General features: G+C 67.0%; 31 protein-coding genes. 19 read left to right on the top strand and 12 right to left on the bottom strand.

The features are described from left to right. Positions 1-46: 46 nt before the first annotated feature. Positions 47-1651, bottom strand: coding sequence for a murein biosynthesis integral membrane protein MurJ (murJ, locus tag NMB40_RS03605; RefSeq protein ID WP_282246055.1), 1605 nt, complete (start codon positions 1649-1651; stop codon positions 47-49). Positions 1652-1767: 116 nt separating this feature from the next. On the opposite strand from murJ, the gene rpsT reads away from it, so the two are divergent. Further along, a complete protein-coding gene (rpsT, locus tag NMB40_RS03600; protein ID WP_017354922.1) occupies positions 1768-2037 on the top strand; it encodes a 30S ribosomal protein S20 in 270 nt (89 codons plus the stop codon). Between the two features lie 178 nt (positions 2038-2215). Here the strand turns inward: rpsT and cgtA are convergent, their stop codons facing one another. The 3 genes from cgtA to rplU form a co-directional block, all read right to left on the bottom strand. Continuing rightward, entirely contained in the window at positions 2216-3265 is a 1050-nt protein-coding gene (cgtA, locus tag NMB40_RS03595) for an Obg family GTPase CgtA (RefSeq protein ID WP_068850197.1), read from the bottom strand. A 140-nt stretch (positions 3266-3405) separates the two neighbouring features. Next, on the bottom strand, positions 3406-3666 hold the full coding sequence (gene rpmA / locus NMB40_RS03590; RefSeq protein ID WP_019184517.1) for a 50S ribosomal protein L27: 261 nt from the start codon (positions 3664-3666) through the stop codon (positions 3406-3408). A gap of 15 nt (positions 3667-3681) precedes the next feature. Next, the gene (gene rplU / locus NMB40_RS03585; RefSeq protein ID WP_214900886.1) at positions 3682-3999 is read right to left on the bottom strand and encodes a 50S ribosomal protein L21; all 318 of its coding nucleotides are present in this window, start codon (positions 3997-3999) and stop codon (positions 3682-3684) included. Positions 4000-4265: 266 nt separating this feature from the next. Here rplU and uvrA point away from each other — a divergent pair, with 266 nt between their 5' ends. Both uvrA and NMB40_RS03575 read left to right on the top strand, forming a co-directional pair. Next, positions 4266-7271: an excinuclease ABC subunit UvrA gene (uvrA, locus tag NMB40_RS03580; protein ID WP_494360181.1), complete on the top strand. Its 3006-nt coding sequence runs from the start codon at positions 4266-4268 to the stop codon at positions 7269-7271. After that, positions 7271-7678 (top strand): acyl-CoA thioesterase, encoded by a 408-nt coding sequence (locus NMB40_RS03575; protein ID WP_494360180.1) that lies wholly within the window; start codon positions 7271-7273, stop codon positions 7676-7678. The genes uvrA and NMB40_RS03575 overlap by 1 nt, the downstream gene beginning before the upstream one ends. A gap of 68 nt (positions 7679-7746) precedes the next feature. Here NMB40_RS03575 and NMB40_RS03570 read toward each other — a convergent pair whose 3' ends face one another. After that, entirely contained in the window at positions 7747-8178 is a 432-nt protein-coding gene (locus NMB40_RS03570) for a copper chaperone PCu(A)C (RefSeq protein WP_494360179.1), read from the bottom strand. 34 nt (positions 8179-8212) lie between these two features. On the opposite strand from NMB40_RS03570, the gene NMB40_RS03565 reads away from it, so the two are divergent. From NMB40_RS03565 to NMB40_RS03550, 4 genes are all read left to right on the top strand, one after another. Beyond that, the gene (locus NMB40_RS03565) at positions 8213-8992 is read left to right on the top strand and encodes an enoyl-CoA hydratase/isomerase family protein (RefSeq protein ID WP_494360178.1); all 780 of its coding nucleotides are present in this window, start codon (positions 8213-8215) and stop codon (positions 8990-8992) included. A gap of 203 nt (positions 8993-9195) precedes the next feature. Next, positions 9196-10104 carry an acyl-CoA thioesterase II gene (tesB, locus tag NMB40_RS03560; protein ID WP_494360177.1) on the top strand — a complete coding sequence of 303 codons (909 nt, stop codon included), beginning with the start codon at positions 9196-9198 and terminating at the stop codon, positions 10102-10104. Positions 10105-10110: 6 nt separating this feature from the next. After that, the gene (locus NMB40_RS03555; protein WP_282248365.1) at positions 10111-10620 is read left to right on the top strand and encodes a putative signal transducing protein; all 510 of its coding nucleotides are present in this window, start codon (positions 10111-10113) and stop codon (positions 10618-10620) included. A gap of 61 nt (positions 10621-10681) precedes the next feature. After that, on the top strand, positions 10682-11896 hold the full coding sequence (locus NMB40_RS03550; protein ID WP_494360176.1) for an RNA polymerase sigma factor: 1215 nt from the start codon (positions 10682-10684) through the stop codon (positions 11894-11896). A 65-nt stretch (positions 11897-11961) separates the two neighbouring features. Here NMB40_RS03550 and NMB40_RS03545 read toward each other — a convergent pair whose 3' ends face one another. Continuing rightward, the gene (locus NMB40_RS03545) at positions 11962-12543 is read right to left on the bottom strand and encodes an EF-hand domain-containing protein (RefSeq protein ID WP_282247566.1); all 582 of its coding nucleotides are present in this window, start codon (positions 12541-12543) and stop codon (positions 11962-11964) included. Positions 12544-12698: 155 nt separating this feature from the next. On the opposite strand from NMB40_RS03545, the gene NMB40_RS03540 reads away from it, so the two are divergent. Both NMB40_RS03540 and NMB40_RS03535 read left to right on the top strand, forming a co-directional pair. Then, positions 12699-13454: an arginyltransferase gene (locus NMB40_RS03540; RefSeq protein WP_494360175.1), complete on the top strand. Its 756-nt coding sequence runs from the start codon at positions 12699-12701 to the stop codon at positions 13452-13454. Positions 13455-13491: 37 nt separating this feature from the next. Further along, a complete protein-coding gene (locus NMB40_RS03535; protein ID WP_494360174.1) occupies positions 13492-14697 on the top strand; it encodes an endonuclease/exonuclease/phosphatase family protein in 1206 nt (401 codons plus the stop codon). 173 nt (positions 14698-14870) lie between these two features. Here the strand turns inward: NMB40_RS03535 and purT are convergent, their stop codons facing one another. After that, complete coding sequence (gene purT / locus NMB40_RS03530; RefSeq protein ID WP_494360173.1) at positions 14871-16058, bottom strand: formate-dependent phosphoribosylglycinamide formyltransferase; 1188 nt, start codon at positions 16056-16058, stop codon at positions 14871-14873. Positions 16059-16171: 113 nt separating this feature from the next. Here purT and NMB40_RS03525 point away from each other — a divergent pair, with 113 nt between their 5' ends. Genes NMB40_RS03525 through NMB40_RS03505 form a run of 5 tightly spaced genes read left to right on the top strand, consistent with a single transcriptional unit; the run spans position 16172 to position 18750 of the window. Beyond that, entirely contained in the window at positions 16172-17041 is an 870-nt protein-coding gene (locus tag NMB40_RS03525; RefSeq protein ID WP_494360172.1) for an SPFH domain-containing protein, read from the top strand. A gap of 2 nt (positions 17042-17043) precedes the next feature. Next, positions 17044-17223: a type II toxin-antitoxin system antitoxin gene (locus NMB40_RS03520; protein WP_282247560.1), complete on the top strand. Its 180-nt coding sequence runs from the start codon at positions 17044-17046 to the stop codon at positions 17221-17223. Beyond that, positions 17220-17396, top strand: a complete 177-nt coding sequence (locus NMB40_RS03515) for a DUF4177 domain-containing protein (RefSeq protein WP_282247559.1) — start codon at positions 17220-17222, stop codon at positions 17394-17396. Before NMB40_RS03520 ends, NMB40_RS03515 begins: the two co-directional genes overlap by 4 nt. Position 17397: 1 nt before the next feature. Further along, positions 17398-17931 carry a PH domain-containing protein gene (locus tag NMB40_RS03510; protein ID WP_494360171.1) on the top strand — a complete coding sequence of 178 codons (534 nt, stop codon included), beginning with the start codon at positions 17398-17400 and terminating at the stop codon, positions 17929-17931. A 9-nt stretch (positions 17932-17940) separates the two neighbouring features. Then, positions 17941-18750, top strand: coding sequence for a M15 family metallopeptidase (locus tag NMB40_RS03505; protein ID WP_494360170.1), 810 nt, complete (start codon positions 17941-17943; stop codon positions 18748-18750). A gap of 18 nt (positions 18751-18768) precedes the next feature. Here NMB40_RS03505 and NMB40_RS03500 read toward each other — a convergent pair whose 3' ends face one another. The 5 genes from NMB40_RS03500 to NMB40_RS03480 all read right to left on the bottom strand — a co-directional run bounded on the left by NMB40_RS03500 (position 18769) and on the right by NMB40_RS03480 (position 23075). Continuing rightward, entirely contained in the window at positions 18769-19443 is a 675-nt protein-coding gene (locus NMB40_RS03500; RefSeq protein WP_494360169.1) for a DNA-3-methyladenine glycosylase family protein, read from the bottom strand. Between the two features lies 1 nt (position 19444). Beyond that, complete coding sequence (locus NMB40_RS03495) at positions 19445-19816, bottom strand: DUF423 domain-containing protein (protein ID WP_282247553.1); 372 nt, start codon at positions 19814-19816, stop codon at positions 19445-19447. Between the two features lie 80 nt (positions 19817-19896). Next, entirely contained in the window at positions 19897-20976 is a 1080-nt protein-coding gene (locus NMB40_RS03490) for a polyketide cyclase (protein ID WP_448142262.1), read from the bottom strand. Positions 20977-21240: 264 nt separating this feature from the next. Next, positions 21241-21882, bottom strand: a complete 642-nt coding sequence (locus NMB40_RS03485) for a response regulator (RefSeq protein WP_494360168.1) — start codon at positions 21880-21882, stop codon at positions 21241-21243. Then, complete coding sequence (locus NMB40_RS03480) at positions 21882-23075, bottom strand: sensor histidine kinase (RefSeq protein ID WP_448142261.1); 1194 nt, start codon at positions 23073-23075, stop codon at positions 21882-21884. The genes NMB40_RS03485 and NMB40_RS03480 overlap by 1 nt, the downstream gene beginning before the upstream one ends. Before the next feature lie 137 nt (positions 23076-23212). On the opposite strand from NMB40_RS03480, the gene NMB40_RS03475 reads away from it, so the two are divergent. Genes NMB40_RS03475 through NMB40_RS03455 form a run of 5 tightly spaced genes read left to right on the top strand, consistent with a single transcriptional unit; the run spans position 23213 to position 26241 of the window. After that, a complete protein-coding gene (locus tag NMB40_RS03475) occupies positions 23213-23809 on the top strand; it encodes a GNAT family N-acetyltransferase (protein ID WP_448142260.1) in 597 nt (198 codons plus the stop codon). A gap of 13 nt (positions 23810-23822) precedes the next feature. Continuing rightward, positions 23823-24599 (top strand): septum site-determining protein MinC, encoded by a 777-nt coding sequence (gene minC, locus NMB40_RS03470; RefSeq protein WP_068854585.1) that lies wholly within the window; start codon positions 23823-23825, stop codon positions 24597-24599. A 35-nt stretch (positions 24600-24634) separates the two neighbouring features. Further along, positions 24635-25444: a septum site-determining protein MinD gene (gene minD, locus NMB40_RS03465; protein ID WP_184125282.1), complete on the top strand. Its 810-nt coding sequence runs from the start codon at positions 24635-24637 to the stop codon at positions 25442-25444. 2 nt (positions 25445-25446) lie between these two features. Continuing rightward, complete coding sequence (gene minE / locus NMB40_RS03460) at positions 25447-25707, top strand: cell division topological specificity factor MinE (protein WP_068850125.1); 261 nt, start codon at positions 25447-25449, stop codon at positions 25705-25707. Positions 25708-25755: 48 nt separating this feature from the next. Further along, positions 25756-26241 carry a hypothetical protein gene (locus tag NMB40_RS03455; protein WP_494360167.1) on the top strand — a complete coding sequence of 162 codons (486 nt, stop codon included), beginning with the start codon at positions 25756-25758 and terminating at the stop codon, positions 26239-26241. The last annotated feature ends 366 nt before the right edge of the window (positions 26242-26607 follow it).

Here is a 26607-nt window from a genome sequence, read left to right as displayed (position 1 = left end):
GTGGCTCTACCCGCTTTGCCCGAGATGGTGATGGCTGGGGCTTGGATCAATGCTCGCGCAGGTGACGCGGGCGGAAGCCCATGGCGACCAGGGCCAGCAGGTAGGTCAGGCCGCCGCCGCCGACCAGCAGCGCGAGGTTGCCGATCCGGTGCCATTTGTCCATGTCGGTGAAGTCGGTCATCAGCTGCAGCAGGCCCAGCAGCACCGCCACCATGGCCGCGCAGGCCAGGCCCAGGCGGGTCACGTAGCCGCCCCAGCCGGCCTTGGGCTGGTACACGTCGGTCTTGCCCAGCCAGTACCAGAGCAGGCCAAGATTCAGGTAACTGGACAGCGCGCTAGCAATGCCCAGCGCCAGGTGCAGGCCCGGCTGCTTGCCCAGCGCCACCCACACGCCCTGCGCCTTCAGCGCTTCGGGCACCATCACGTGGTACAGCACGGCCAGCAGGACGAAGTTGAAGACCATGTTGGCCACCAGCGCGACCAGGCCGGCCCGCACCGGGGTGCGGGTGTCCTGGCGGGCGTAGAACGCCGGCAGCACCACCTTGAGCAGGGCGAAGGCCGGCAGCGCGAAGCTCAGGCCGTACACCGACAGCGCGGTCATGCGGGTATCGAAGGCGGTGAACTGGCCGTGCTGGAAGATCGTGGCGATCAGCGGCTCGGCCAGCAGCATCAGGCCCAGCATGGCCGGCACGGCGATCAGCAGCGTGGTACGCAGGCCCCAGTCCAGCGCGCTGGAGAAGCCGGCCTTGTCGGTACTGACATGGTGGCGGGCCAGCGCCGGCAGGATCACCGTGCCCAGCGCCACCCCGAACACGCCCAACGGCAGTTCCAGGAAGCGGTCGGCCAGCGACAGCCAGGACTGCGAGCCGTCGGTCAGCTTGGCCGCGATCACGGTATCCAGCAGCAGGTTGATCTGGGCCACCGAGGAGCCGAACAGGGTCGGCACCATCAGGGTCAGCACCTTGCGCACGCCCGGGTGTTTCCAGCCCCAGCGCGGCAGGGTGAGCAGGTTGATGCCCTTCAGCGACGGCAGCTGGAACAGCAGCTGCAGCACGCCAGCGGCCAGCACGGCCCAGCCCAGCGCCAGGATCTGCTTTTCCGGGGTGCCGCCCAGCCGCGGCGCCAGCCACAGCGCGCCGGCGATCATGCACAGGTTGAGGATCACCGGGGTCAGCGCGGGCATGGCGAAGCGCTGGAAGCTGTTGAGCGCGCCACCGGCCAGCGCGGTGAGCGACACGAACAGCAGGAACGGGAAGGTCAGCCGGAACAGGTCCACCAGCAGGCCGTGCTTGGCCGGGTCGGTGTCGACCCCGCTGGAGAACAGGGTAGCCAGCTGCGGGGCGAAGATCAGCGCCAGCGCGGTGACCAGCAGCAGCACCGCGCCCAGGGTGCCGGCCACGCGCGACATCAGCTCGCGCAGCTCCTCATGTGAACGGGTTTCCTTCACCTCCGTGAACACCGGCACGAAGGCGGTGGCGAACGAGCCCTCCGCGAACAGGCGGCGCAGGAAGTTGGGCACCCGGAAGGCGACCCAGAAGGCGTCGGTCACCGCGTTGGTGCCGAACGTGGTGGTGACGGCCAGGTCGCGGACCAGCCCCAGCACCCGCGAAATCATGGTCATGCTGCTGAAAGACAGCAGCCCGCGCAACATCCTTGGTGAACTCACCCGTGTTTCCTCTTGACAATTGACTTGACGTACATTTTTCGAGCCATCATACTTTCCAGCTTGCTGTTCCCATTACACCGATTTTTCAGGAAACCACCACTGTGGCCAATATCAAGTCCGCCAAGAAGCGCGCCAAGCAGACCGTCGTGCGCAACGCGCGCAATACGGCTCAGCGTTCGATGCTGCGCACCGCTGTCAAGAAGGTGATCAAGGCGCTCGACGCCAACGATGCCGCCGGCGCCGAGGCAGCCTTTGCCGTCGCCCAGCCGATCCTCGACCGTTTCAGCTCGCGTGGTCTGATCCACAAGAACAAGGCTGCTCGCCATAAGAGCCGCCTGACCGCGCGCATCAAGGCCCTCAAGGCCGCCTGATACGGCGCAACGCCGCGCCTGGCGCGGCGTGCGGTACAAGAACCCGGCCCAGGCCGGGTTTTTTGCGTTGCCCCGCGTTTTTCCGTGCTTGCGGACAAATGGCAGCCACGCATGGCGTGGCACTACGCAACGGAAAAACCCGGCCGAAGCCGGGTTTCCCGAGGAAGCAACGTCAGCGTCAGAGCGCGTTGCGCGCATCCGCTTCGTCTTCCTTCTGGCGGTCGAAGAAGGCCATGATGTTGGTCATGATCGGCCAGGTGCCTTCACGGCCCAGCGCCGAGACCAGGTACCACGGCTGGGTCCAGCCAAGCTCGGCGATGATCTTCTCAGCCGCGGCCTTGGCCTCGTCCTCGAACATCAGGTCGGCCTTGTTCAGCACCAGCCAGCGCGGCTTTTCCAGCAGCTCCGGGTCATGCTTGGCCAGCTCGCGCTCGATCGCACGGACCTGCTCGATCGGCGAGATCTCCACGCCGCCTTCCATGGGGGAGATATCCACCAGGTGCAGCAGCAGGCGGGTGCGCTGCAGGTGGCGCAGGAACTGCGCGCCCAGGCCGGCACCATCGGCGGCCCCTTCGATCAGGCCGGGAATGTCGGCGATCACGAAGCTGCGGTAGTTCTCCACGCGCACCACGCCCAGGTTGGGGTAGAGGGTGGTGAACGGGTAATCGGCCACCTTGGGGGTGGCAGCGGACACGGCGCGGATCAGGGTGCTCTTGCCGGCATTGGGGAAGCCCAGCAGGCCCACGTCGGCCAGCAGCTTCAGCTCCAGCTTGAGCAGGCGCTCTTCGCCCTCCTCGCCCGGCAGCGACTGGCGCGGCGAACGGTTGGTGGAGCTCTTGAAGTGCATGTTGCCCAGGCCGCCCTTGCCGCCCTTGGCCACCAGCAGGATGTCGTCGTGCTGGGTCAGGTCACCGATCACTTCGTCGGTGGCCACGTTCATCACCACGGTGCCGACCGGCACGGTGATGACCAGGTCTTCGCCGCCCTTGCCATAGGCCTGGCGGCCCATGCCGTTCTCGCCGCGCTGCGCCTTGAAAATGCGCTCGTGGCGGAAATCGACCAGGGTGTTGAGGTTTTCGTCGGCGCGGATGTACACGCTGCCGCCATTGCCGCCGTCGCCGCCGTCCGGGCCGCCCAGCGGAATGAACTTCTCGCGACGGAAACCGACGCAGCCGTTGCCGCCATTGCCGGCGGTAACCTGGATTTCTGCTTCGTCTACAAGTTTCATGATTCTGGATGCCAACTGGAGGCGGTGGGCAACGGGTGCGCCCGACCGCAGAGTCTAACGTGAAAAACAAAAACCCCGCCGAAGCGGGGCTTTCGTCAGCGGCCCCACGCCGGGGCGGGGGCGCCTGCGTATCGCGAAGATCAGGCTTCGGCGACGACGCTGACGGTACGACGCTTCTTCGGGCCCTTCACCGAGAACTCCACCTTGCCGTCGACGAGCGCGAACAGGGTGTGGTCACGGCCGAGGCCGACGCCGGTACCCGGGTGGAACTGGGTGCCGCGCTGACGCACGATGATGTTGCCGGCATCGATGGCCTGGCCACCGAAGATCTTGACGCCGAGGTACTTCGGGTTGGAGTCGCGACCGTTGCGCGATGAGCCTACGCCCTTTTTATGTGCCATGACTGCTTCTCCTTATTACTTGCTGCCACCGGCGATGCCGGTGATCTCGATTTCGGTGTAGTACTGACGGTGACCCTGGCGCTTCATGTGGTGCTTACGGCGACGGAACTTGATGATCCGGACCTTGTCAGCACGACCCTGCGACACGACCTTGGCGGTGACCGAAGCGCCGCTCAGAGCGTCGCCCAGCTTGATGCCATCGCTGTCACCCAGCATCAGGATTTCTTCGAACTTGATCTCGTTGCCGACTTCGACTTCGAGCTTTTCAACGCGGAGCGTTTCGCCCTGCGCCACGCGGTATTGCTTACCGCCGGTTACCAGTACTGCGTACATGACCAGACTTCCTCTGTAGTTATTGTGGTCTATGGACTGCCGCCATCGAGGGCGGACAGAAGCGGGATTTTAATGACTCACCCCGGCCCGGGTCAACCCACCCCCTGCTTTTGACCGCCACCCCCTGAACCCCGTTCAGGTTCAGGGGGTGGCGGTCTCAATAGATGAGACAAGGGGCTGGCAATGTCGCCGATTGCCCCCAAATCCCAAGCTCGGTAGGCTGACCGATTGCCGTCTCCGCTTGCCCCACTTTCAACGGATCCCCCATGGCGATGGATTTCATCCGCATCCGCGGCGCGCGGACGCACAACCTCAAGAACATCGATCTCGACCTGCCCCGCGACAAGCTCATTGTCATCACCGGCCTGTCCGGCTCGGGCAAGTCCTCGCTGGCGTTCGACACGATCTACGCCGAAGGCCAGCGCCGCTACGTGGAGTCGCTGTCGGCCTATGCCCGCCAGTTCCTGAGCGTGATGGAAAAGCCGGACCTGGACCATATCGAAGGCCTGTCGCCGGCGATCTCCATCGAGCAGAAGTCGACCTCGCACAACCCGCGTTCGACCGTGGGCACCATCACCGAGATCTACGACTACCTGCGCCTGCTGTACGCCCGCGTGGGCAGCCCGCGCTGCCCCGACCACGGCTACCCGCTGGAAGCGCAGACCGTGAGCCAGATGGTGGACCATGTGCTGACCCTGGACCCGGAACAGCGCTACATGCTGCTGGCCCCGGTGATCCGCGAGCGCAAGGGCGAGCATGCCCAGGTGTTCGACCAGCTGCGCGCGCAGGGCTTCGTGCGCGTGCGGGTGGACGGTGCGCTGCATGAAATCGATGCGGTGCCGCCGCTGGCGCTGCGCCAGAAGCACACCATCGAAGCGGTGATCGACCGGTTCCGCCCGCGTGAAGACATCAAGCAGCGCCTGGCCGAAAGCTTTGAAACCGCGCTGAAGCTGGGCGACGGCATGGTCTCGGTGCAGTCGCTGGATGTGGAAGACGCCCCGGCCCACCTGTTCTCGTCCAAGTACAGCTGCCCGGTCTGCGATTACTCGCTGCCGGAGCTGGAACCGCGCCTGTTCTCGTTCAATTCGCCGGTGGGCGCCTGCCCGGGCTGCGATGGCCTGGGCATGGCCGAGTTCTTCGATCCCTCGCGCGTGGTGGTGCACCCGGAGCTGTCGCTGTCGGCCGGTGCCGTGCGCGGTTGGGACCGCCGCAATGCGTACTACTTCCAGCTGATCGCCTCGCTGGCCAAGCACTACAAGTTCGACGTGGACGCGCCGTGGCAGAGCCTGGGCGAGGATGTGCGCCAGGCGGTGCTGTACGGCAGCGGCGATGAAACCATCACCTTCACCTACTTCACCGAAGCCGGTGGCCGCACCCAGCGCAAGCACCGCTTCGAGGGCATCATTCCGAACCTGGAACGCCGCTACAAGGAAACCGAATCGGCGGCGGTGCGCGAAGAGCTGGCCAAGTACATCAGCGAACGCAACTGCCCCGAATGCCAGGGCCAGCGCCTGAACCGTGCCGCGCGCAACGTGTTCGTGGCCGACCGTGCGCTGCCGGAACTGGTGGTGCTGCCGATCGATGAGGCACTGAAGTTCTTCAGCGGCATGACCCTGCCCGGCTGGCGCGGCGAGATCGCCGGCAAGATCGTCAAGGAAATCGGCGAGCGCCTGGGCTTCCTGGTCGACGTGGGCCTGGATTACCTCACCCTGGAGCGCAAGGCCGACACCCTGTCCGGTGGCGAGGCCCAGCGCATCCGCCTGGCCAGCCAGATCGGCGCCGGCCTGGTCGGGGTGATGTACGTGCTCGACGAGCCGTCCATCGGCCTGCACCAGCGCGACAACGAGCGCCTGCTGGGCACCCTCACCCGCCTGCGTGACCTGGGCAACACGGTGATCGTGGTCGAGCATGACGAAGACGCGATCCGCCTGGCCGACTACGTGCTGGACATCGGTCCGGGCGCGGGCGTGCACGGCGGCGAGATCGTCGGCCAGGGCACGCTGCAGGACATCCTGGACGCGCCGCGTTCGCTCACCGGCCAGTACCTGTCGGGCAAGCGCGCGATCGAGATTCCCGCGCGCCGGCACAAGCCGAACCCGAAGATGACGCTGCACCTGCGCGGTGCCAGCGGCAACAACCTCAAGGGCGTGGACCTGGACATTCCGTCGGGCCTGCTGACCTGCATCACCGGCGTGTCCGGTTCGGGCAAGTCGACCCTGATCAACGACACCCTGTTCTCGCTGGCCGCCAACGAGATCAACGGCTCCTCGCACCCGATCGCACCCTACAAGGACGTGGAAGGGCTGGACCTGTTCGACAAGGTGGTGGACATCGACCAGTCGCCGATCGGCCGCACCCCGCGTTCGAACCCGGCCACCTACACCGGCCTGTTCACCCCGCTGCGCGAGCTGTATGCGCAGGTACCGGAAGCACGCGCGCGCGGCTATTCGCCGGGCCGTTTCAGCTTCAACGTGCGCGGCGGCCGCTGCGAAGCGTGCCAGGGCGATGGCCTGATCAAGGTGGAGATGCACTTCCTGCCGGACGTGTACGTGCCCTGCGATGTGTGCCACGGCAAGCGCTACAACCGCGAAACGCTGGAGATCCTGTACAAGGGCTACAACATCAACGACGTGCTGCAGATGACCGTCGAAGATGCGCTGAAGCTGTTCGAACCAGTGCCGAGCATCGCGCGCAAGCTGGAAACGCTGGTGGACGTGGGCCTGAGCTACATCAAGCTGGGCCAGAGCGCGACCACGCTGTCCGGTGGTGAAGCGCAGCGCGTGAAGCTGTCCAAGGAACTGTCGCGCCGCGATACCGGGCGCACGCTGTACATCCTGGACGAGCCGACCACCGGCCTGCATTTCCACGACATCGAAGCGCTGCTGGGCGTGCTGCACAAGCTGCGCGACGAAGGCAACACGGTGGTGGTGATCGAGCACAACCTGGACGTGATCAAGACCGCGGACTGGATCGTCGACCTGGGGCCGGAAGGTGGCCACCGCGGCGGCACCATCCTGGTCACCGGCACGCCGGAAGACGTGGCGGCCTGCCCCACTTCGTACACCGGCCAGTTCCTGGCCAAGATGCTGCCCTCGGTCAGCGCGCGCCCGGAACGCCCGGCGGCGGTGGCCAACAAGCCCGACGCCCGCCCGCCGCGCAAGGCCAAGCCGGAGAAGCCGGCCAAGGTGGCCAAGAAGGCGGTGGCCGCCAAGCGTGCGGCAACCCCGAGCAAGACCAGCCCTGCCAAGACCACGAAGGCGAAGAAGAAGTAATGAGCAGCGAACACAAGATCCTGGCCCGCGTACCGATCAGCGTGCGCTGGCGCGACATGGACAGCATGGGCCACGTCAACAACGCCAAGTACATTTCCTACTTGGAAGAGGCGCGCGTGCGCTGGATGCTGGGCGTGGAAGGCGTTTCAATGACCGACCGCATCGCCCCGGTGGTGGCGGCGACCAACGTCAACTACCGCCTGCCGATCGTGTGGCCCAACGACATCGTGGTGGAGCTGTTCGTCGAACGCCTGGGCAACAGCAGCGTGACCATCGGCCACCGCATCGTGGACCAGAAGAACGACAGCACGCTGTATTCGGACGGCAACGTGGTGGTGGTGTGGATGGACACCCAGACCGGCAGGAGCGCCCCGCTGCCGGACGCGATCCGCAGCGCTTCAAGCTGATCGCGCGTTGTTGGTGTGACATCGAACAGGCCGCCCCATGGGCGGCCTGTTTCGTTCAGGGAGCTGTGTTACCGGACCTGCAGGGTGCCATCCACTTTGCGGCCGTCTTCCAGGCTTAGACGCAGCGGCACCTGGCCGCCCTTCGCGAGGGGCACTTCCGGCTGCATCAACATCAGGTGCAGGCCGCCGGGCTTGAGCGCCACGCTCGCATTGGGCGCGATCGGCAACCGTTCCACCGCACGCATGCGGCTCACGCCGTCGACCAGCGTGGTTTCGTGCAGCGACACCTCGCCGAACGCCTTGCTGCCCGCTGCCACCACCGTCACCGGCGCCTTGCAGCCGTTGTGGATCACGCCGTAGCCGGCCGCCATCGGCGCACTGCCCGGCGGCAGCCGCACCCAGCCCTCGCGCACTGTCACACACGACGGTTCGGCCGCCCCGGCCGATGCTGCGGCCGCACACATCGCCAACAATACGCACACGAATGGTTTGGTTATCATCGCCTCAGTTCCCTGCCCGCAACGAGATCGCAGCATGACGACGCTTACCGAGGTGATCAACCATGGCCCCATCCGCGAGCTGCGGCTGGCCCGCCCGCCGGTCAATGCACTGGACACCGAGCTGTGCCGCCAGCTGATCCACGACATCAACCAGGCCATGGCCGATGACGTACACGGCATTGTGCTGTCGGGCAGCGAGCGCATCTTCAGCGCCGGCATGGACGTGCCGCACCTGCTCAGCCACGGCGAGGACCGGCACAAGCTGCTGGACAGCTGGCAGGCGTTCTTCGGCGCGGTGCGCACCCTGGCCGAAAGCCGCGTGCCGGTGGTGGCGGCGCTGACCGGCCACGCGCCGGCCGGCGGCTGCGTGCTGGCGCTGTGCTGCGATTACCGGATCCTGGCGCGCAGCCCGGACCCGGCCCAGCCCACGGTGATCGGCCTGAACGAGGTGCAGGTGGGGCTGGTGGCGCCGGAAGGCATCCAGCGCCTGATGCGCCGGGTGGTGGGCCACCACCGCGCCTCGCAGCTGCTGATCGGCGGTGAGATGGTGCCGGCCGAACGCGCCCTGGAGATCGGGCTGGTGGATGAGTTGGCCGCCCCGGCCGATGTGGTGCCGCGCGCGGTGGCCTGGCTGGGCCGCCTGCTGAAGCTGCCGCGCCAGCCGATGCTGCTCACCCGCGCGATTGCCCGCGAAGACCTGCATGAAGCGCTGCATGCCGACCTGATCCGGCTGGACCGCTTCGTCGAGGCCTGGTATGCCCCCGACGCCCAGCAGGCGTTGCAGACCTTGGTGGCACGGTTGGGGAAGGCCTGAGGTACTCGTCAACGCATGCGCGCTGCCGCCCCACAGTTCGCTTCGCAAACTGCGGGCCCCTCTTACCACCACCCACACCCCCGCCGCTTCGCGGCAGCCCCCTGACTCAGGGGGCATTCCCTCCAGAGGCGTTCCGGTTCTCCCGGCCGTTGGCCGGCCCACGCCCGCTATAATTGCGTTTCGCAGACTGCCAGGCTATTTCCTTGTCCCAGCCGCAAGAACCCGTCGTTTCCGAGCTGATCGACCTGCTCACGCTCGAGCGCCTGGAAGACAACCTGTTCCGGGGCCAGAGCCGTGACATCGGCACCAAGTACGTGTTCGGCGGCCAGGTGCTGGGCCAGGCGCTGTCGGCGGCGCAGGCCACGGTCGAGAACGGCCGGCATGTGCATTCGCTGCACGCCTATTTCCTGCGCGCCGGCAACATCGACCACCCGATCGTGTACGACGTGGACCGCACCCGCGATGGCGGCAGCTTCTCCGTGCGCCGGGTCACCGCGATCCAGCACGGCAAGGTGATCTTCTTCTGCGCTGCCTCGTTCCAGCAGGCCGAAAGCGGGGCCGAGCACCAGCACAAGATGCCCGAAGTGCCGCAGCCGGAAGACATCGAACCGAACCGCCCGCTGCCGCCCGACGTGCTGGAGCGCCTGCCGATCAAGGTGCAGCGCTGGCTCTCGCGCGGCGGCCCGTTCGAGTTCCGCCACGTGTACCCGCGCGATGAACTGCACCCGCCCAAGCGCCCGCCCTACCACCAGGTGTGGCTGCGCCTGAATGAAACCGTGGGCGATGCACCCGAACTGCACCAGGCGCTGCTGGCCTATGCGTCGGACTTCCACCTGTTGGGCACCGCAACCTTCCCGCACGGCATCAGCTATTACCAGCCGCATGTGCAGATGGCCTCGCTGGACCATGCGATCTGGTTCCACCGCCCGTTCCGCGCCGACGATTGGCTGCTGTATTCGCTGGACAGCCCCAGCGCACAGGATTCGCGCGGGCTGGCCCGTGGCCAGTTCTTCACCCGCAACGGCATACTCGTTGCCAGCACCGCGCAGGAAGGCTTGATCCGCGTGGTGGATGACAGTGCCGCGGCCGCTGCCGTACCGGCCAAGGAATAATTCGATATGCGTCAGATCTTCACCAGCCAGCGCGTGGAAACCGTGGAAGGCGTGGCCAAACTGCTGCGCGATGCCGGCATCGAGGTGCGCATCACCAACGGGCGCTCGTACCACAGCAAGCGCGGCAGCCAGTTCAGTTACCTGGACACCAGCAAGGCCACCACCCACCCCACCCTGTGGGTGGTGCATGCCAACGACCAGCCGCGCGCGCGCGAAATCCTGCGCGATGCCCGCCTGCTGGAAACCACCCGGCGCGACCACCCCACCGCCGAATTCGCTTTCCGCGACCAGGCCGCCGACGTGGCCCCGCGCCGCAACTGGGCCTGGCGCATCCGCATCGGCCTGCTGCTGATCATCGCCGCCGTGGCAATGGTGGTGGTGATGCGCCACCGCGCCGCGCCCACCGTTGCGCCGGCACCGGTGCAGCAGGCCCAACCGCAGGCCCCGGCCACCCAACCGGCGCCGGAAGAGGAAGAGGTCCGCGTCCGGATCACGCCTCCGACGAACCAACCGTAAGCCCCGGTCACATTCCCCGCCCCACCCCGTCATGATGTCACCATCCCCAGGGACCGACGCCATGACCACGCTGCCGCTGACCGACACGCTGGACCGCGAACTGCCTGCCGCCGCCGGCGGCTGCCAGCAGTCGTACGGGCGCATCGTGCTGGCCTGCCAGAACACCGTGACCGCGATCGCGCTGGCGATCACCCGCGACGTGCAGGCCAGCGAGGACATCGCGCAGGAAGCCTTCATCAAGGGCTGGCAGCAGCTCAACCAGCTGCACAACCACGCCAGCTTCCTGCCCTGGCTGCGCCAGATCACCCGCAACCTGGCCCGCGACTGGCTGCGCGCCAACCGCGGCCGGCCGCTGTCGGGCGAGGCCGCCGAGATCGCCATCAGCATGGCCGCCGACCCGAGCCCCTCCGCGCCGGAATACCTGCAGCGGGTGGAGGAGGAAGTGGCTGCCGAAGAGATCATCTCCGCGTTGCCCGAGGACAGCCGCGAAACGCTGCTGCTGTATTACCGCGAAGGCCAGAGCTCGCAGCAGGTGGCCAACCTGCTGGGGTTGAGCGACGCCGCCGTGCGCAAGCGCCTGTCGCGGGCACGCGCCAGCGTGCGCGAGGAAATGCTGCGCCGCTTCGGCGAGTTCGCGCGCGGCAGCGCGCCCAGCGCGGCCTTCGCCACTGCGGTGGTGTCGATGGTGATGGTGGCCGCACCGGGCACGGCGAGCGCGGCGATCCTGCTGGGCACCAGCGTGGGCGTGGGCAGCAGCAAGCTCGGCCTGGGCGGTGCCAGCCTGTCCGGTGGTGCGGCGATGGGCTCGCTGGGTGCGGCGGCCAGCCAGAGCCACCTGCTCGGCCCGGAGTTCAACTGGAGCATCGCCATCGCGGCGATGGCCGGCGGCGTGATCGGCAGCTACCTCGGTGGCCGCTACCTGCTCTGCTACACCCAGACACTGGCCGAGCGCGCGGCGGTGCATCGCTTCGTGCACTACAGCACGTTCACCGCGATGCTGGTCTGCGCGGCGGTGCTGGCGCTGACGGTGCTGGATGCACCGGTGTATCTGTCGCTGGCCGCGATGGTGTTGGGCACGGCGCTGGTGAACTACCAGATCCTGGTGCCGCTGCAACGGATCATGGCGCCGATGATCGCGCGTGATGCCGCACGCAAGGGACGCGCGGGACCCAGCTGGGTGTACCAGTCGATGTACGGACGACCTGCGTTGCTGGTCACCAACCTGGTGGTCGTCGGCCTGATCCTGACCGTGGCCCGCGAGCGCGGGTTGATCTGACGCATGAAAAAGCGCCGGTCGGTGACCGGCGCTTTTGGGGTTGCCGGGCAGGGCCCGGCACTACGTTACTTTGCCTTCGGCGGCATCGGCGGCTTGTCGCCGCGGTGTTCGCCGCGCGGGCCACCGAACGGGCCCTTGGCCGCGTCGAACTCGGCCTTGCTGAGCTGGCCGTCCTTGTTGGTATCGGCCGCAGCGAACCACGCATCACGGTGCTGCTTCATGCCCAGCTCGCGGTCGGCCTTGTCCAGGTAACCGTCCTTGTTGAGGTCCATCTGGTCGAAGCGCGCGGCCAGCTTCGGGTCGGCCTTGGCTTCGTCGCGGCTGATCCGGCCATCCTTGTTCGCGTCCAGCTTTTCCAGGCGCTCATGGCCGCCACCCGGGCCACGACCGTGGCGCTTGCCGTGCCAGCGCGGCATTTCCTCGCGGGACAGCTTGCCATCCTTGTTGGTGTCCAGGCTGTCGAACTTTTCGGCCAGGCGCGGTGCCTTGGCGGCCTCTGCACGGTCGACGAAACCGTCGCCATTGGTGTCCAGCGTCGCGCGGGCCGGCTTGGTGGGCGTGGCCGGGGTATCGGCGGCCACCGCCAGGCCGGCAGCGCCGGTGGTCATCAGCAGGGCCAGCAGCAGAAGGGGTTTGCGGTTGCGCATGGGTCACTCCGGTGTTTGGGGGATGCTTCGTGTGGTGCGTCGGCACCCACGGGAGAGAAAACGCGCGGGCGCCGGCCGCGTTGACAGCGCCGCCGGCCGTGTTCATTCGCCAGACAGTCGCGGCGCCTGCGACGCCCCGGCGCTATGCTGTGGGCATGGCGATCCACACCGACCGCGACGACGAGCTGCGCCTGTTCCAGACCGGGGACCATCCCTGTGGCTACTGGCCGGAGCGGGCTGCGCGCGACCTGGTGCTGGACCCGCACGACCAGCGGCTGGGCACGCTGTACCCGATGGCGCTCAGCTGGGGCTTCCGCCGCTCCGGCGACCTGGTCTACCGCCCGCACTGCGCCAACTGCCATGCCTGCGTGTCGGTGCGGGTGCCGGTGGCCCGTTTCGCACCCGACCGCAGCCAGCGCCGCTGCCTGGCGCGCAACGACGACCTGGAAGTGCGCATCGTGGCCGCCGAGCAGACCGATGAGCAGTTCGCGCTGTACCACCGCTACCTGACCCATCGCCACGCCCAGGGCGGCATGGACGAACACGGCCCGCACGAGTTCGACCAGTTCCTGATCGGGCAGTGGTCGCAGGGCCGCTTCCTGGAAATCCGCGGGCCGTCCGAGGATGGCCATCGTGGCCCGCTGCTGGCGGTGGCGGTCACCGATGTCACCCCGCAGGGGCTGTCGGCGGTCTATACCTTCTTCGACCCGGACCACGCCAAGCGTGGGCTGGGCACCTTCGCGATCCTGCAGCAGATCGCCTGGGCCCGGCGCGAGCAGCTGCCGCACCTGTACCTGGGCTACTGGATCCGCGGCCACCGCAAGATGGACTACAAGCGCCGCTTCCGGCCGCTGGAGGCCTACGACGGCCGCCGCTGGCACGAGTTCGACGAGGCGCTGGACGGCATCTGACCCGCCATTGCAATGCCCGCCCGTGCAAAATAGTGGGATGAAAGCCCATCCCCTGATCCTCGCCCTGGCCCTGCTCTGCGGCGCCTGCGCCCAAACCCCGACCAAGACCGCCGCCATGCCGGAGTCCACGCCCGCGCCGCTGCGGATCGCCACCTACAACACCTCGCTGTACAGCGACGAGACCGGCGGGCTGATCGCCGAACTGGAAGGCGACAGCGCGCACGCGCGCAAGATCGCCGCCGTGCTGCAGCAGGTCCGCCCGGACCTGGTGCTGCTCAACGAATTCGACTACGACGACGCCCACCGCGCCGCCGACCTGTTCCAGCAGCGTTACCTGGAAGTGGCCCAGCCGGGCGGCGGCGAGCCGCTGCACTTCGCCTACCGCTACCTGGCCCCGGTCAACACCGGCGTGCAGAGCGGGCTGGACCTGGACAACAACGGCCAGATCGGCGGCGACGGCCGCAACCGCGGCAACGATGCCTGGGGCTACGGCCTGCACCCGGGCCAGTACGGCATGCTGGTGCTGTCGCGTTACCCGATCGACGAGGCCAAGGTGCGCAGCTTCCAACTGCTGAAGTGGAGCACCCTGCCCGGCGCGCTGCGCCCGATCGACCCGCGCAGCGGCAAATCGTTCTACAACGACCACGTGTGGTCGCAGCTGCGGCTGTCGTCCAAGTCGCATTGGGACGTGCCGGTAACCACGCCCAACGGCGTGGTGCATGCGCTGGTCTCGCACCCCACCCCGCCGGTGTTCGACGGCCCGGAAAAGCGCAACGCGGCCCGCAACCACGACGAACTGCGGCTGTGGCAGGAATACCTGGCGGCCGGCGACAAGCCGTGGCTGTGCGATGACAAGGGCACCTGCGGCGGCCTGGCACAGGACGCGCGCTTCGTGATCCTGGGCGACCTCAACAACGACCCGGTGGATGGCGATGGCCGCCACGATGCCATCGTGGAACTGATCGAAAACGCCCGCGTGCTGCGCTACCCGACCCCGCGCAGCGTGGGCGCCGAGCAGACCAGCAAGGCCTACGCCGAAAAGGGCATCGTGCGCCGTGGCGCCCCGTTCCACGCCACCGGTGATTTCGGCCCGAAATCCGGCACCATGCGGCTGGATTACGTGCTGCCGTCGGTCGGCTTCAGCTACATCGGCAGCGGCGTGTTCTGGCCGGCGAATGAAACGCCGGAAGCAAAGATCGCCGACGGCAGCGACCACCACCTGGTGTGGGTGGACGTGAAGTAACGCTCTTCCGTCCGCACTGCGCGATCCATCGGGGGCGACCGGCGGGTAGCCCCCGGAGGGACGCTAGAAAACATGGATGTTTTCTAGCAGCCCCCATGGATGGGTTCACGGCGTGTCCCGGAGCGGGGCTACCCGACGGTCGCCCCAGCACGTAACAACCAAAGCGCCGTGCTTTACGCGCGCAACTCGATCGAAATAGCCTCTGCCGCCTCGCGCGCGATCTTCCGCGCCTGGTCGATGTCTTCGCCGCGCGCCAGGGTGACCCCGACGCGGCGGTGGCCGTGCACGCTGGGCTTGCCGAACAGGCGCAGCGCCGTGTCCGGATGTACCAGCGCAGCGTCGACGTTGCTGAAGACCGGCACGCCTTCGCCGTGCGCCAGCATCGCGCACGATGCCGACGGGCCGCTCTGGCGGATCAGCGGGATCGGCAGGCCCAGGATGGCGCGCGCGTGCAGCGCGAATTCGCTCAGTTCCTGCGATGCCAGCGTGACCAGGCCGGTGTCATGCGGGCGCGGCGAGACTTCGCTGAACCACACCTCGTCGCCCTTCACGAACAGCTCCACCCCGAACAGGCCCCAGCCGCCCAGATCATCAGTGATCGCCTGCGAGATCTCTTCCGCACGCGCCAGCGCGGCCGGCGACATCGGCTGCGGCTGCCAGCTTTCGCGATAATCGCCGTCCTTCTGCCAATGCCCGATCGGCGCGCAGAACGAAGTGCCACCGGCATGCCGCACGGTCAGCAGGGTGATCTCGTAATCGAAATCGATGAAGCCTTCCACGATGCAGCGGCCGGCACCGGCACGGCCGCCGGTCTGCGCGTATTCCCAGGCCGCTGCGATGTCGGCCTCGCTGCGCAGCGTGCTCTGTCCCTTGCCCGAGGAGGACATCACCGGCTTGACCACGCACGGCAGCCCGATCGCCGCCACGGCCGCGCGGTACTCGGCCTCGGTGTCCACGAAGCGGTACGGCGAGGTCGGCAGGCCCAGGGTTTCGGCGGCCAGGCGGCGGATGCCTTCACGGTCCATGGTCAGGCGCGCGGCGCGCGCCGTGGGCACCACCCGCTGCCCGGTTTCCTGCTCCAGCTGGACCAGGGTTTCGGTGTGGATGGCTTCGATCTCGGGCACGATCAGGTGCGGTTTCTCCTCGGCGATCAGCGCGCGCAGCGCCATCGCATCGAGCATGTCGATCACGTGCGACCGGTGCGCCACCTGCATGGCCGGGGCATTGGCATAGCGGTCGGCGGCGATCACCTCCACCCCCAGCCGCTGCAGCTCGATGGCGACCTCCTTGCCCAGTTCGCCCGAGCCCAGCAGCAGGACGCGGGTGGCGGAGGGGGACAGCGGCGTGCCGAGCGTGATCATGGCGATATTCCGGACATCAGAGGCGGGGCCGCCATTTTATGGGATGGGGGCCTTACGGATGTGATATCACTTTGATATCAATATTAAAAACCCACCCGCAAAGGATGCCCACCATGAAAGAAAAGCCCGTCCGCTCGCTCTCCGGCCTGCCCTTCCTGCTGGGCGTCCTCGTCCTGCTGGCCGTGGCGGCGTGGCTGTTCTTCTCAGGCGTGGAGCGCGGCAACGTGAACCTGGGGCTGGTGCTGGGCGGCCTGCTGCTGGGCCTGGTGGCCCTGTTCAGCCTGACCGGCCTGTACACCGTGCAGCCCAACCAGGCCGCCGTACTGAGCCTGTTCGGCAAGTACATCGGCACCGTCAAGGACAACGGCCTGCGCTGGAACAACCCCTTCTTCAGCAAGAAGAAGGTCAGCCAGCGCGTGCGCAACTTCGAAAGCGGCAAGCTCAAGGTCAATGAGCTCGATGGCAGCCCGATCGAGATCGCCGCGGTGATCGTCTGGCAGGTGGTGGACGCCTCCGAGGCGGTCTACAACGTGGACGACTACGAAAGCTTCGTGCACATCCAGTCCGAATCGGCGCTGCGCGCGATGGCCACCAGCTACCCCTACGACCAGCACGAGGACGGCCAGCTGTCGCTGCGCAGCCACGCCGCTGAGATCTCCCAGCACCTCAAGGACGAACTGGCCGAACGCCTGGCCGATGCCGGCGTGCAGGTGCTCGACGCGCGCATCAGCCACCTGGCCTACGCCCCGGAAATCGCCCAGGCGATGCTGCAGCGCCAGCAGGCCAACGCGGTGATCGCCGCGCGCACGCGGATCGTGGCCGGTGCGGTGGGCATGGTCGAAATGGCGCTGGCCGAACTGCAGAAGAACAACGTGGTGCAGCTGGATGAGGAGCGCAAGGCGCAGATGGTGGGCAATCTGCTCACCGTGCTGTGCTCGGATCGGGGCACCCAGCCGATCGTCAACGCCGGCTCGTTGTACTGAGCATGAGTGAAAAGAAAGCCTACCCGCTGCGTATCAATGCCGACGTGCTGGCAGCGGCGCAGCGCTGGGCCGACGACGAGCTGCGCAGCCTCAACGCGCAGATCGAGTACGTGCTGCGCGACGCACTGCGCAAGGCGGGACGCCTTCCCAAACCCAAACAGGACCCGGAGAGCAAGGAATGAGCAAGCGCTGGAGCTATCTGACCGTTGAGATCAAGCCGGGCTGGACCGGCCTGAAACCCGACGAAATGCAGGCCGAGATGAACCGCCACGGCCAGCTTGGCTGGGAACTGGTCAACGTGGTGCTGACCCTGCAGATGGGTTCGGCACTGCTGTTCTTCAAAAAGGAGCTGTGAGATGGCGGCCACGCCCACCGAGTTCGCCGTCGCGCCTGCGCCGATCTGGCGCCTTCTGTGGTTGTGGGTGCCGATGTTGGGCATCGCCGTGCTGATCGTGAGCACCACGCTGCAGCACGAACAGCGCACGCCGATGGAACTCGGCTACACGGTGCCGTTCCTGCTGCTGGTCACCGCCGTGCTGAGCTGGGGCTTCTTCCGCCGCCGCATCCAGCTGCAGCACGGCGAACTGGTGGTCACCTCCACGTTCTACCGCCGCCGCACCGCGGTAGCCTCGCTGCAGCTGGACAAGGCGCGCATCGTGGACCTGGCCGAGCACACCGAATTCAAGCCCGGCTTGAAGATCAACGGCTATGGCATGCCCGGTTTCCAGTCCGGCCACTACCGCATGGGCGGCCGGCGCAAGGCGTTCTGCCTGATCACCGACGCCAGCCGCGTGCTGTACCTGCCGCTGCGCGATGACAGCGTGCTGCTGCTCAGCCCGGAACAGCCCCGGGCCCTGCTGGATGCGCTGAACGCGCAGGCCACGCGCTAAGCTGGGGGCATGCGCCGCTACCCTGCCCTGCTGATCAATACCGCCGACATCGAACTGTGGCCCGGCGGCCTGCTGCGTGCGCGCAGCAACGCCGATGCACGGGCGCTGGCGCGGGCCCGCTGGGTGCTGCGGCGCAAGCGTGACGGGCAGTACCTGGCCGCCGCCACCGCGCACGGCCTGTTGCCGCTGGTGCCGCACCTGATGCGCGAGCCGGGGATCGAGGAAGCACTCGATGCCATGGACCTGGCGCTGCATGGCACGCAGCGCGCGCATGCGGCCGATGCCCTGCTGCCGCTGAGCGGGCTGCAGGATCGGCTGGAACAGCTGGGCATCGATGCAACGCGCTATGAGCAGGACACCGCGCTGGCGCTGGAAGCCGAACCGGAACGGCTGGCACTGGCCGGCTTCGACCGTTACCGCCGGCCGCTGTGGCTGCAGCAGGGCGCCTCGCGCGCCTGGCAGCGCATGCAGCAGCAGGCCGCGCGCGAGGGCATCGTGCTGGAGGCCATTTCGGGCTACCGCAGCCACGATTACCAGCTGGGCATCTTCGCGCGCAAACGCGCGCGCGGGCTGGACGTGGACGCGATCCTGCAGGTCAACGCCGCGCCGGGGTACAGCGAACACCACAGCGGGCGTGCGCTGGATATCAGCAGCCCGGGGGAACCGGCCGCGGAGGAGAGCTTCGAGGCCACCGCTGCGTTCGCGTGGCTGCTGGAGCACGCGGGGAGCTACGGCTTCCACCTGAGTTATCCGCGCGATAACCCCCACGGCATCGTGTACGAGCCTTGGCATTGGTGCTGGGCCAGACCCCAACCGTAGAGCCACGCCTTGCGTGGCTCAGTCCTGCGAGCGGTTGGTAGTGGCCTTCGGGCTTTCGGTGAAATCGGCGATGCGCCACAGGTACAGGCTGGCGTAGGTCCGGAACGGGCCCCACTTTTCGCCGCGGGCGGCCAGCTCCTTCGGGGTCGGCATCAGCTCGGCCTTGTCCACCCGCTGGGCGCCCTTGCGCACGCCCAGATCGTCGATGGGCAGGATGTCGGGGCGACCGAGCCGGAACATCAGCATCATTTCCACGGTCCAGCGGCCGATGCCGCGGATCGGCACCAGTGCGTCGATGATCGCGTCATGCGGCATCACCGACATCCGCCGCAGGTCGGGAATCTCGCCGGCCGCCTCGCGCCGGGCCAGGTCACGCAGGGCCAGCGCCTTGTTGCCGGAGACGCCGCAGGTGCGCAGGCCGGGGGCGTCGATCCGCGCCAGGGTGTCGGCGTGCAGGCGGGTGCTGCCGATGGCGGCCTCCACCCGGCCCACGATGGTGGAGGCGGCCTTGCCGCTGAGCTGCTGGAACAGGATCGCGCGGGCCAGCGCATCGACCGGGTCGAAGCTGCGCGCCCACCCGGGCGGCGCCTCCACCGGCCCAAGCCGCTTCATCCAGGTGCCCAGCCGGCGGTCGCGCCGCGACAGCCAGTCGTGCGCCTCCTGTACATCGAAGCCGCGGCGGAAGCGCGGCATCTCAGCGCCTCAGGGCGTTGAGCCCGTACACCACCCAACCGACCATCAATGCCGTGCCGCCCACCGGGGCCAGCCCGGTGCGGAACTGCCACAACGCGCCGGCCACCAGGCTGCCCGAGAACAGCAGCGTGCCCAGCAGCAGCACGTACAGCGCGAGCTTGCCCACGCTGTTCTGCTGGGTGGGGCCCAGCACCGCCAGCGCCACGCCATGCCCGAACGCGAACAGCGCGGCGGTGTTCACGTGCGACTGCGCCAGCGGTTCGGCGATGCCGTGCGAGGCGTAGGCCGACAGGCCTACGGCCGTGGCCGCCAGCAGGCCGCCCAGGCAGGCCAGCAGCGAAGGTTTACGCGCGCGTCGTTCCAGGTTGAGCATGGCTGCATCCTCCAAAAAAAAACGCGCCGCAGGAAGCGGCGCGTTTTCTGTTCTACGTTACATCCGTGGCAACCGTCGGTTTACTTGACGGCCCAGTAGATGTCGTACGTACCGTCCTGGGTGAACGACTTTTCCAAGCCGCCGTTCCAGGTTTCGTACGGACGATCGATCACTTCGTTGCCGCCCGTCACAGCCCAGGCACGCAGTGCGTTGCGGGCGATGTCCAGGCCAGCCATGTGGCCGGTGTACTTGGCGTGGGCGGTACGGTGCGGGGCAACGTGCACGTACTTGACCGGAGCGCCACCATCGATCTTCACCGTCAGGGCTTCAGCCGAAGCGCCTTCGGTACCCTTCTTCTTGACCGGCTGGGCCACGTCGAAGGCGTACTTTTCCTGACCGAAGTCAGTGGTGATGATGCGGAACGGACCGGCGGCTTCGAGGTCATTGGCCTCCATCACGCGCTTGATCCACTCCTGGTTGTCCTTGATGGACTTGGTGATGGTCGCTTCGCCGCGATCGACGTTACCGGCGGTGACGACCAGCAGGTCTTCGGCCGGGGCATCGATGATGGCCAGGTCGACCAGCGGGGCTTCGGCGGTGCGGTAGTCGATGTTCGGCACGGTGGCCAGCATGTTGGCCATGCGCGACAGACCCAGCTTCAGGTCGTCACCGACGTGACGGCTGACGTACAGGCCCGCGTAACGACCAAACAGGTTCCAGCCGTACTTGATGCTGTAGTCCTGGGTGATCTTGACGTTGCGGCCACCCTTGCCGGTCGGCTCAAGCGTGAAGCTGGTCTTCTTGTCGTGGCCCTTGGTCGGGTCCTCGATGGCGATGGCCACGCGCTTGTTCGGCTCGGACTCGGTGATTTCCCAGCTGCCCTGGCCCAGCGACGATTCCTTGGAGGAATAGTCCAGGCGTGCACCCACGCCGGAGGCGGGGCCGGAATGCTTCAGTTCAATGGCGGGATCGCGCAGGACAAGCGGGTTCCAGTCCTTGAAGCGGCGCAGGCTGTTGACCGTGTCGTACACGATCGTCATCTTGCGGTTGGTCTCGATGCTTTCGGTAATGTGACGCTCGCCCGGCAGCACAACGCCAATGATGACGAACAGGCCAGCCACGATCCCCAAGGCGATCAGGAACTCGATAATACGGGTCATTCAGGAGTCTCCGGGGCCGATCCCACGGCCGGGTTGATTGAAGCGAAGCGCCAATCCTAGCAGGCTTCGCGGGTGTTGTTGATCAGGATTGGCGCACCGGTTTCCATACCGGCAGCGGTTTTGAATAGACAAGGAGCGGAAAGATAGCGCATCGCGCGGGCCAGCATGTGGCCGTTGGCCATATTTATTTGCCGGTTTCGGCAAGGTGGCCTGCGACGACCGCCGCAGGCCTTGCCACACAAGGCTTTCAACTGGCGTTCATGTTCACACCAGTTGCAGCTCGAATGCCTTCAGCACGGCCCGGGTGCGGTCGCGCACGCCCAGCTTGGACAGGATGTTGGAGACGTGGTTCTTGATGGTGCCTTCGGCCACGCCCAGCGAATTGGCGATCTCCTTGTTGGAGAACCCGCTGGCCATCAGCCGCAGGATCTCGGTCTCGCGGTCGGTGAGCGGGTCGGGCCGGTCCAGGCTCACGAACTCGTTGCGCATGTGCTCCAGCCCCGACAGCAGGCGCTGGGTGACGGCCGGCTGCACCAGCGAACCGCCATCGGCCACGGTGCGGATGGCACCGACCAGCTGTTCCAGGGTCACGTCCTTGAGCAGGTAGCCCTTGGCGCCGGCCTTCAGCCCGGCCAGCACCAGCTGGTCGTCGTCAAATGTGGTGAGGATGATGGTCGGCGGCAGCTGGCCCAGCCGCGACAGCGACTGCAGCGCCTCAAGCCCGGACATCACCGGCATGCGCATGTCCATCAGCACCACGTCGGGGCGGGTCTGCGGCACCACCTCGACGGCCTGGCGGCCATCGGCGGCTTCGGCCACCACTTCGATCCCGTCATCCAGGGCGAGCAGCGAGCGGATTCCCTGCCGCACCAGGGTTTGGTCGTCGACCAGGCAGACGCGAATCATCAACGCACTCCTTCCAGGATGGCACCCAGCATCAGCACTGGCACGCCGGGAACCGAGGCGCGCAGGCGGAAGCCCTGACCCCGGTGGGTTTCAATCTGCAGCTCACCGCCGCATTGTTGCAGGCGTTCGCGCATGCCACGCAAGCCATTTCCGATCACGATGCCATCGGCACCCACGCCGTCGTCGTGCGCCTGCACCACCACCTGCCCCGGCGGCTCGCGGAACACCTCGATCCACAGGTTGCGGGCCCGGGCATGGCGCACCGCGTTGGTGATGATCTCCTGGGTGCAGCGCAGCAGCACGTGGGCCTGTTCGGGGTCTTCCACGCTCAGCGGTTCTTCGATGTCCAGGTGGATGGCCAGCGAGGGCACCTGTTCGGTCAGCGGGCGCAGCGCGGCGGCCAAATCGATGGCGCCGCTGTCGCGCAGCTGGCTGACCGCTTCGCGCACGTCGGTGAGCAGCAGCTTGGCCAGGGTATGGGCCTGGTGCACATGCTCTTGGGCCTGGCCCTCGGTGATGTGGCCGGCCACTTCCAGGTTCAGGCTGAGGGCGGTGAGGTGGTGGCCGAGCAGGTCATGCAGCTCGCGAGAGATCCGGGTGCGCTCGTTGACCCGGGCGCTTTCGGCCAGCAGCACGCGGGTGGCGCGCAGCTCGGTGTTGAGCCGGCGCTGCTCTTCGCGGGCATCGGTCTGCTGGCGGGCGACCAGGCTGGTCACGAAGATGAACATGGAGAAGCCGCCGTACAGCAGCGACTGCATGACCGCCTCGAACAGCGAAAACGGCAGGAACAGGTAATAGACCGGGGCCACCGCCAGCTGGCTGACCAGCAGCCAGATCACCCCGACCCGCGCCGGCAGCATCCACGGGATGACCCCGGCGGCCACCATCATCAGGATGCTGCCCAGGCCCGAGCCGCTCAGGAAGCTCACGGCCAGGGCCGAAATGGTCAGCAGGACCAGGATGGCGCGGTCGTACCAGGCCGAATGGCCGCCGTTGCGCAGGCCGCGGGTGAGCCACAGGTAGCCGCCACCGAAGGCCAGGTAGGACACGAACAGCAGCAGGGGCGGCACGTCGATGCCGCCGCTGCGGCGGACCGCTTCGTACTGGGAATAGACCAGCGGCAAGCCAAGCATGACCCAGGTGAACAGGCCGGCCAGTCGCAGTACTCGGGTTTGGCTGAGGTATCCCAACATGGACGCATCTTAGGCTGAACCTGCGCCGCTGCACCCGGACATAAGTAATGGCTGGCCTGTGCCCTGCCCGGCCACCCATGCAATAATCACCGGCAGGGCCCCTAGACGGGCCAACCGCGTTACCCCACGGAGTCACAATGTCGATTGTCATCCGCGACGTGCGCGAGCACGAGCTCGATTCCGTCCTGGCCCTGAACAACAACGCCGGCCTGGCCATCCTTCCGCTGGATGCCGCCCGCCTGCGCCTGTTCTATGAAACCGCTGAATATTTCCGCGTCGCCGAGCGCGACGGCAACCTGGCCGGCTTCCTGATCGGTTTCGGCAGCGACAGCCAGCACGACAGCAGCAACTTCGCCTGGTTCCAGCAGCACCTGACCAGCAAATTCTTCTACATCGACCGCATCGTGGTGGCCAGCCGCCGCCGTGGCGGTGGCGTGGGCCGCGCGTTCTACGCCGATGCCCAGAGCTACGCCGAGCTGCGCTACCCGCAGCTGACCTGCGAGGTGTTCCTGGACCACGGCGCCGATGCGGCGCTGCTGTTCCACGGCAGCTTCGGCTTCCGCGAGGTCGGGCAGAACAACATGCCGCACGTGGATGTGCGGGCCAGCATGCTGCTCAAGGACCTGTGCAGTTACCAGTGGGTGCACGACACCTACGGCGACGCGCTGCCGGACGTGCCCTGGGTGGGCCATCGTCGCGAGCCGCTGCGCGCGCATCGACCGACGGGGACCTGAGGTGGCGGCGAACATGGATTTTGAACAGGCCGGTGAACTGAAGATCGGCCAGGTGGGCATCGCCAACCTGCGCATCCGCACCCTCGATGTGGAACGCCTTACCCGCGAAATGCACGACCGCGTGGCCCGCGCGCCGAAGCTGTTCGGCCGCGCGGCGGTGATCCTGGACTTCGGCGGCCTGAGCCAGATGCCCGACGTGGCCACGGCCCAGGCCCTGCTGGATGGCCTGCGCAGTGCCGGCGTGCTGCCGGTGGCGCTGGCTTACGGCAGCAACGAAACGGACCTGCTCTCGCAGCAGCTGGGGCTGCCGCTGCTGGCCAAGTTCCGCGCCCAGTACGAGCGTGCCGAGGCCGAGCCGGCACCTGCGCCCGTTGCAGCCGCACCGGCCCCGGAACCGGCACGCCGCGCGCGTGCGGCCGCCCCGGCCCCGGCCGCGGCGGTGGATGCGGGCAATGCGCCCAAGCCGGGCCGCATGCAGACCAGCAACGTGCGTTCGGGCCAGCAGCTGTATGCGGAGAACTGCGACCTGACGGTGATGGCCACGGTCGGCGCGGGCGCCGAGGTGATCGCCGATGGCAGCATCCATATTTACGGTACGCTGCGGGGCCGTGCCCTGGCAGGTGCCCAGGGCAACACCACGGCGCGCATTTTCTGCCGTGACTTCCACGCTGAACTGGTCGCCATTGCCGGCCATTACAAGGTACTGGACGATGTCCCGGACAACCTGCGCGGCAAGGCCGTGCAGGTGTGGCTGGAACAGGACCAGATCAAGATCGCTGCGCTGGACTGACGCGGCAACCCAACAGAATCATCAGGAGAAGTCCTTTGGCTGAAATCATCGTAGTCACCTCTGGCAAGGGCGGCGTCGGCAAGACCACTTCCAGCGCAAGCCTTGCCTGCGGCCTTGCGCGCAGGGGCAAGAAGGTGGCGGTGATCGACTTCGACGTCGGCCTGCGCAACCTCGACCTGATCATGGGCTGCGAGCGGCGCGTGGTGTACGACTTCGTGAATGTCGTGCACGGCGAGGCCACGCTCAAGCAGGCCCTGATCAAGGACAAGCGTTTCGACAACCTGTACGTGCTGGCGGCATCGCAGACGCGCGACAAGGATGCGCTGACCCAGGAAGGCGTGGGCAAGGTGCTGAAGGACCTGGCGGCGGACGGCTTCGATTACATCATCTGCGATTCGCCGGCGGGCATCGAGAAGGGTGCGTTCCTGGCGATGTACTTCGCCGACCGCGCGGTGGTGGTGGTGAACCCGGAAGTGTCGTCGGTACGCGACTCGGACCGCATCATCGGCCTGCTGGATTCGAAGACGCACAAGGCCGAATCGGGCCAGAACGTGCCGGCCTTCCTGCTGTTGACCCGCTACAGCCCGGTCCGGGTTGAGTCGGGCGAGATGCTGAGCATCACGGACGTGGAAGAGGTGCTGGGGCTGAAGGCGATCGGCGTGATCCCGGAATCGGGTGACGTGCTGAACGCGTCCAACAAGGGCGAGCCGGTGATCCTGGATGCAGAGTCGCCCGCAGGCCAGGCATACGATGATGCGGTGGCCCGCATCCTCGGCGAAGAGCGCCCGATGCGCTTCACCGTTGTTGAGAAGAAGGGCTTCTTCAGCAAGCTGTTCGGAGGGTAAGCATGGGCCTGTTCGATTTCCTCAAGACGAAGAAGACCACCGCCGAAACGGCCAAGAACCGCCTGCAGATCATCATCGCGCAGGAACGCAGCCACCGTGGCGGCCCGGATTACCTGCCGCTGCTGCAGCGCGAGCTGCTGGAAGTGATCAAGAAGTACGTGAACATCGACGCGGACGCGGTCAAGGTTGACCTGGTCAAGGACGGCGAGCACGACGTGCTGGACATTTCGGTGGCGCTGCCGGAAGGCCCGCAGCAGCCCTGATCGCAAAGGCCCCTTCCCCACCGGGAAGGGGCGCAGGACGCACACGCCATGAACACCGCCGCCGCCGAAGCAGAACCACAGGTCACCCGGGTGGGCGACATCGCCTTCGAGGATGCGGCGGCCCTGCTGGCCCGCCACGCGCTGCAGCTGCACCACGTGGCCGATGGCGCGCCGATTCCCGGCAGTTACTGGGGCGAGCCCGAAGCGGGCATCATCGCCAGCGACGTCTATGTACGTAACGACACGCCCGTGCACTCGATGCTGCACGAGGCCTGCCACCTGATCGTGCTGCCCCCCGAACGCCGCGCGCTGGTGCACACCGACGCAACCGATTCGGTTCCCGAAGAAGACGCCACCTGTTACCTGCAGATCGTGCTGGCCGGGCAGCTGCCGGGCGTAGGCAGCGCGCAGCTGATGGCCGACATGGATGCCTGGGGTTACACCTATCGCCTCGGCTCCACGCGCGCCTGGTTCGAACAGGATGCGGAAGATGCGAAAGCCTGGTTGATCGAGCGCGGACTACTCGCCGCCTGAAACGTTGTACGAGCGCACGGTAGGGTCGGTCGTCAGACGACTGCCGTTACGAACGATCCGCACGGCGACGCATTGCACCTCGGCGAAGAAACGCTCTTGGCGGTTTCTTGTCCTCGCGTAGAGCGTTGGCTGTTCGGTTCTTCCCGCGCGGGGCGAGGACGGGGATGCCCTGGCCGGACACGCGTGAACCCATCCATGGGGCTTATCGCGGCATCCATGCCGCTCAAAGTCCGGCCAGGGCATCCCCGCCCTCGCCCCCTCAGTTCTCTGCGACGACCGGATACGAAATCAAGAGCGTCTCCGCCAAGCACATTCGCGCTGCCGCTCAGCCACGCATGGCGTGGCTCTACGGCGCAACAAGTCGCT

The organism is Stenotrophomonas sp. FBCC-B152, from assembly GCF_059134105.1.
The sequence above is the reverse complement of the archived record's forward strand: the minus strand, read 5'-3'. Positions and strand labels throughout refer to the sequence as shown.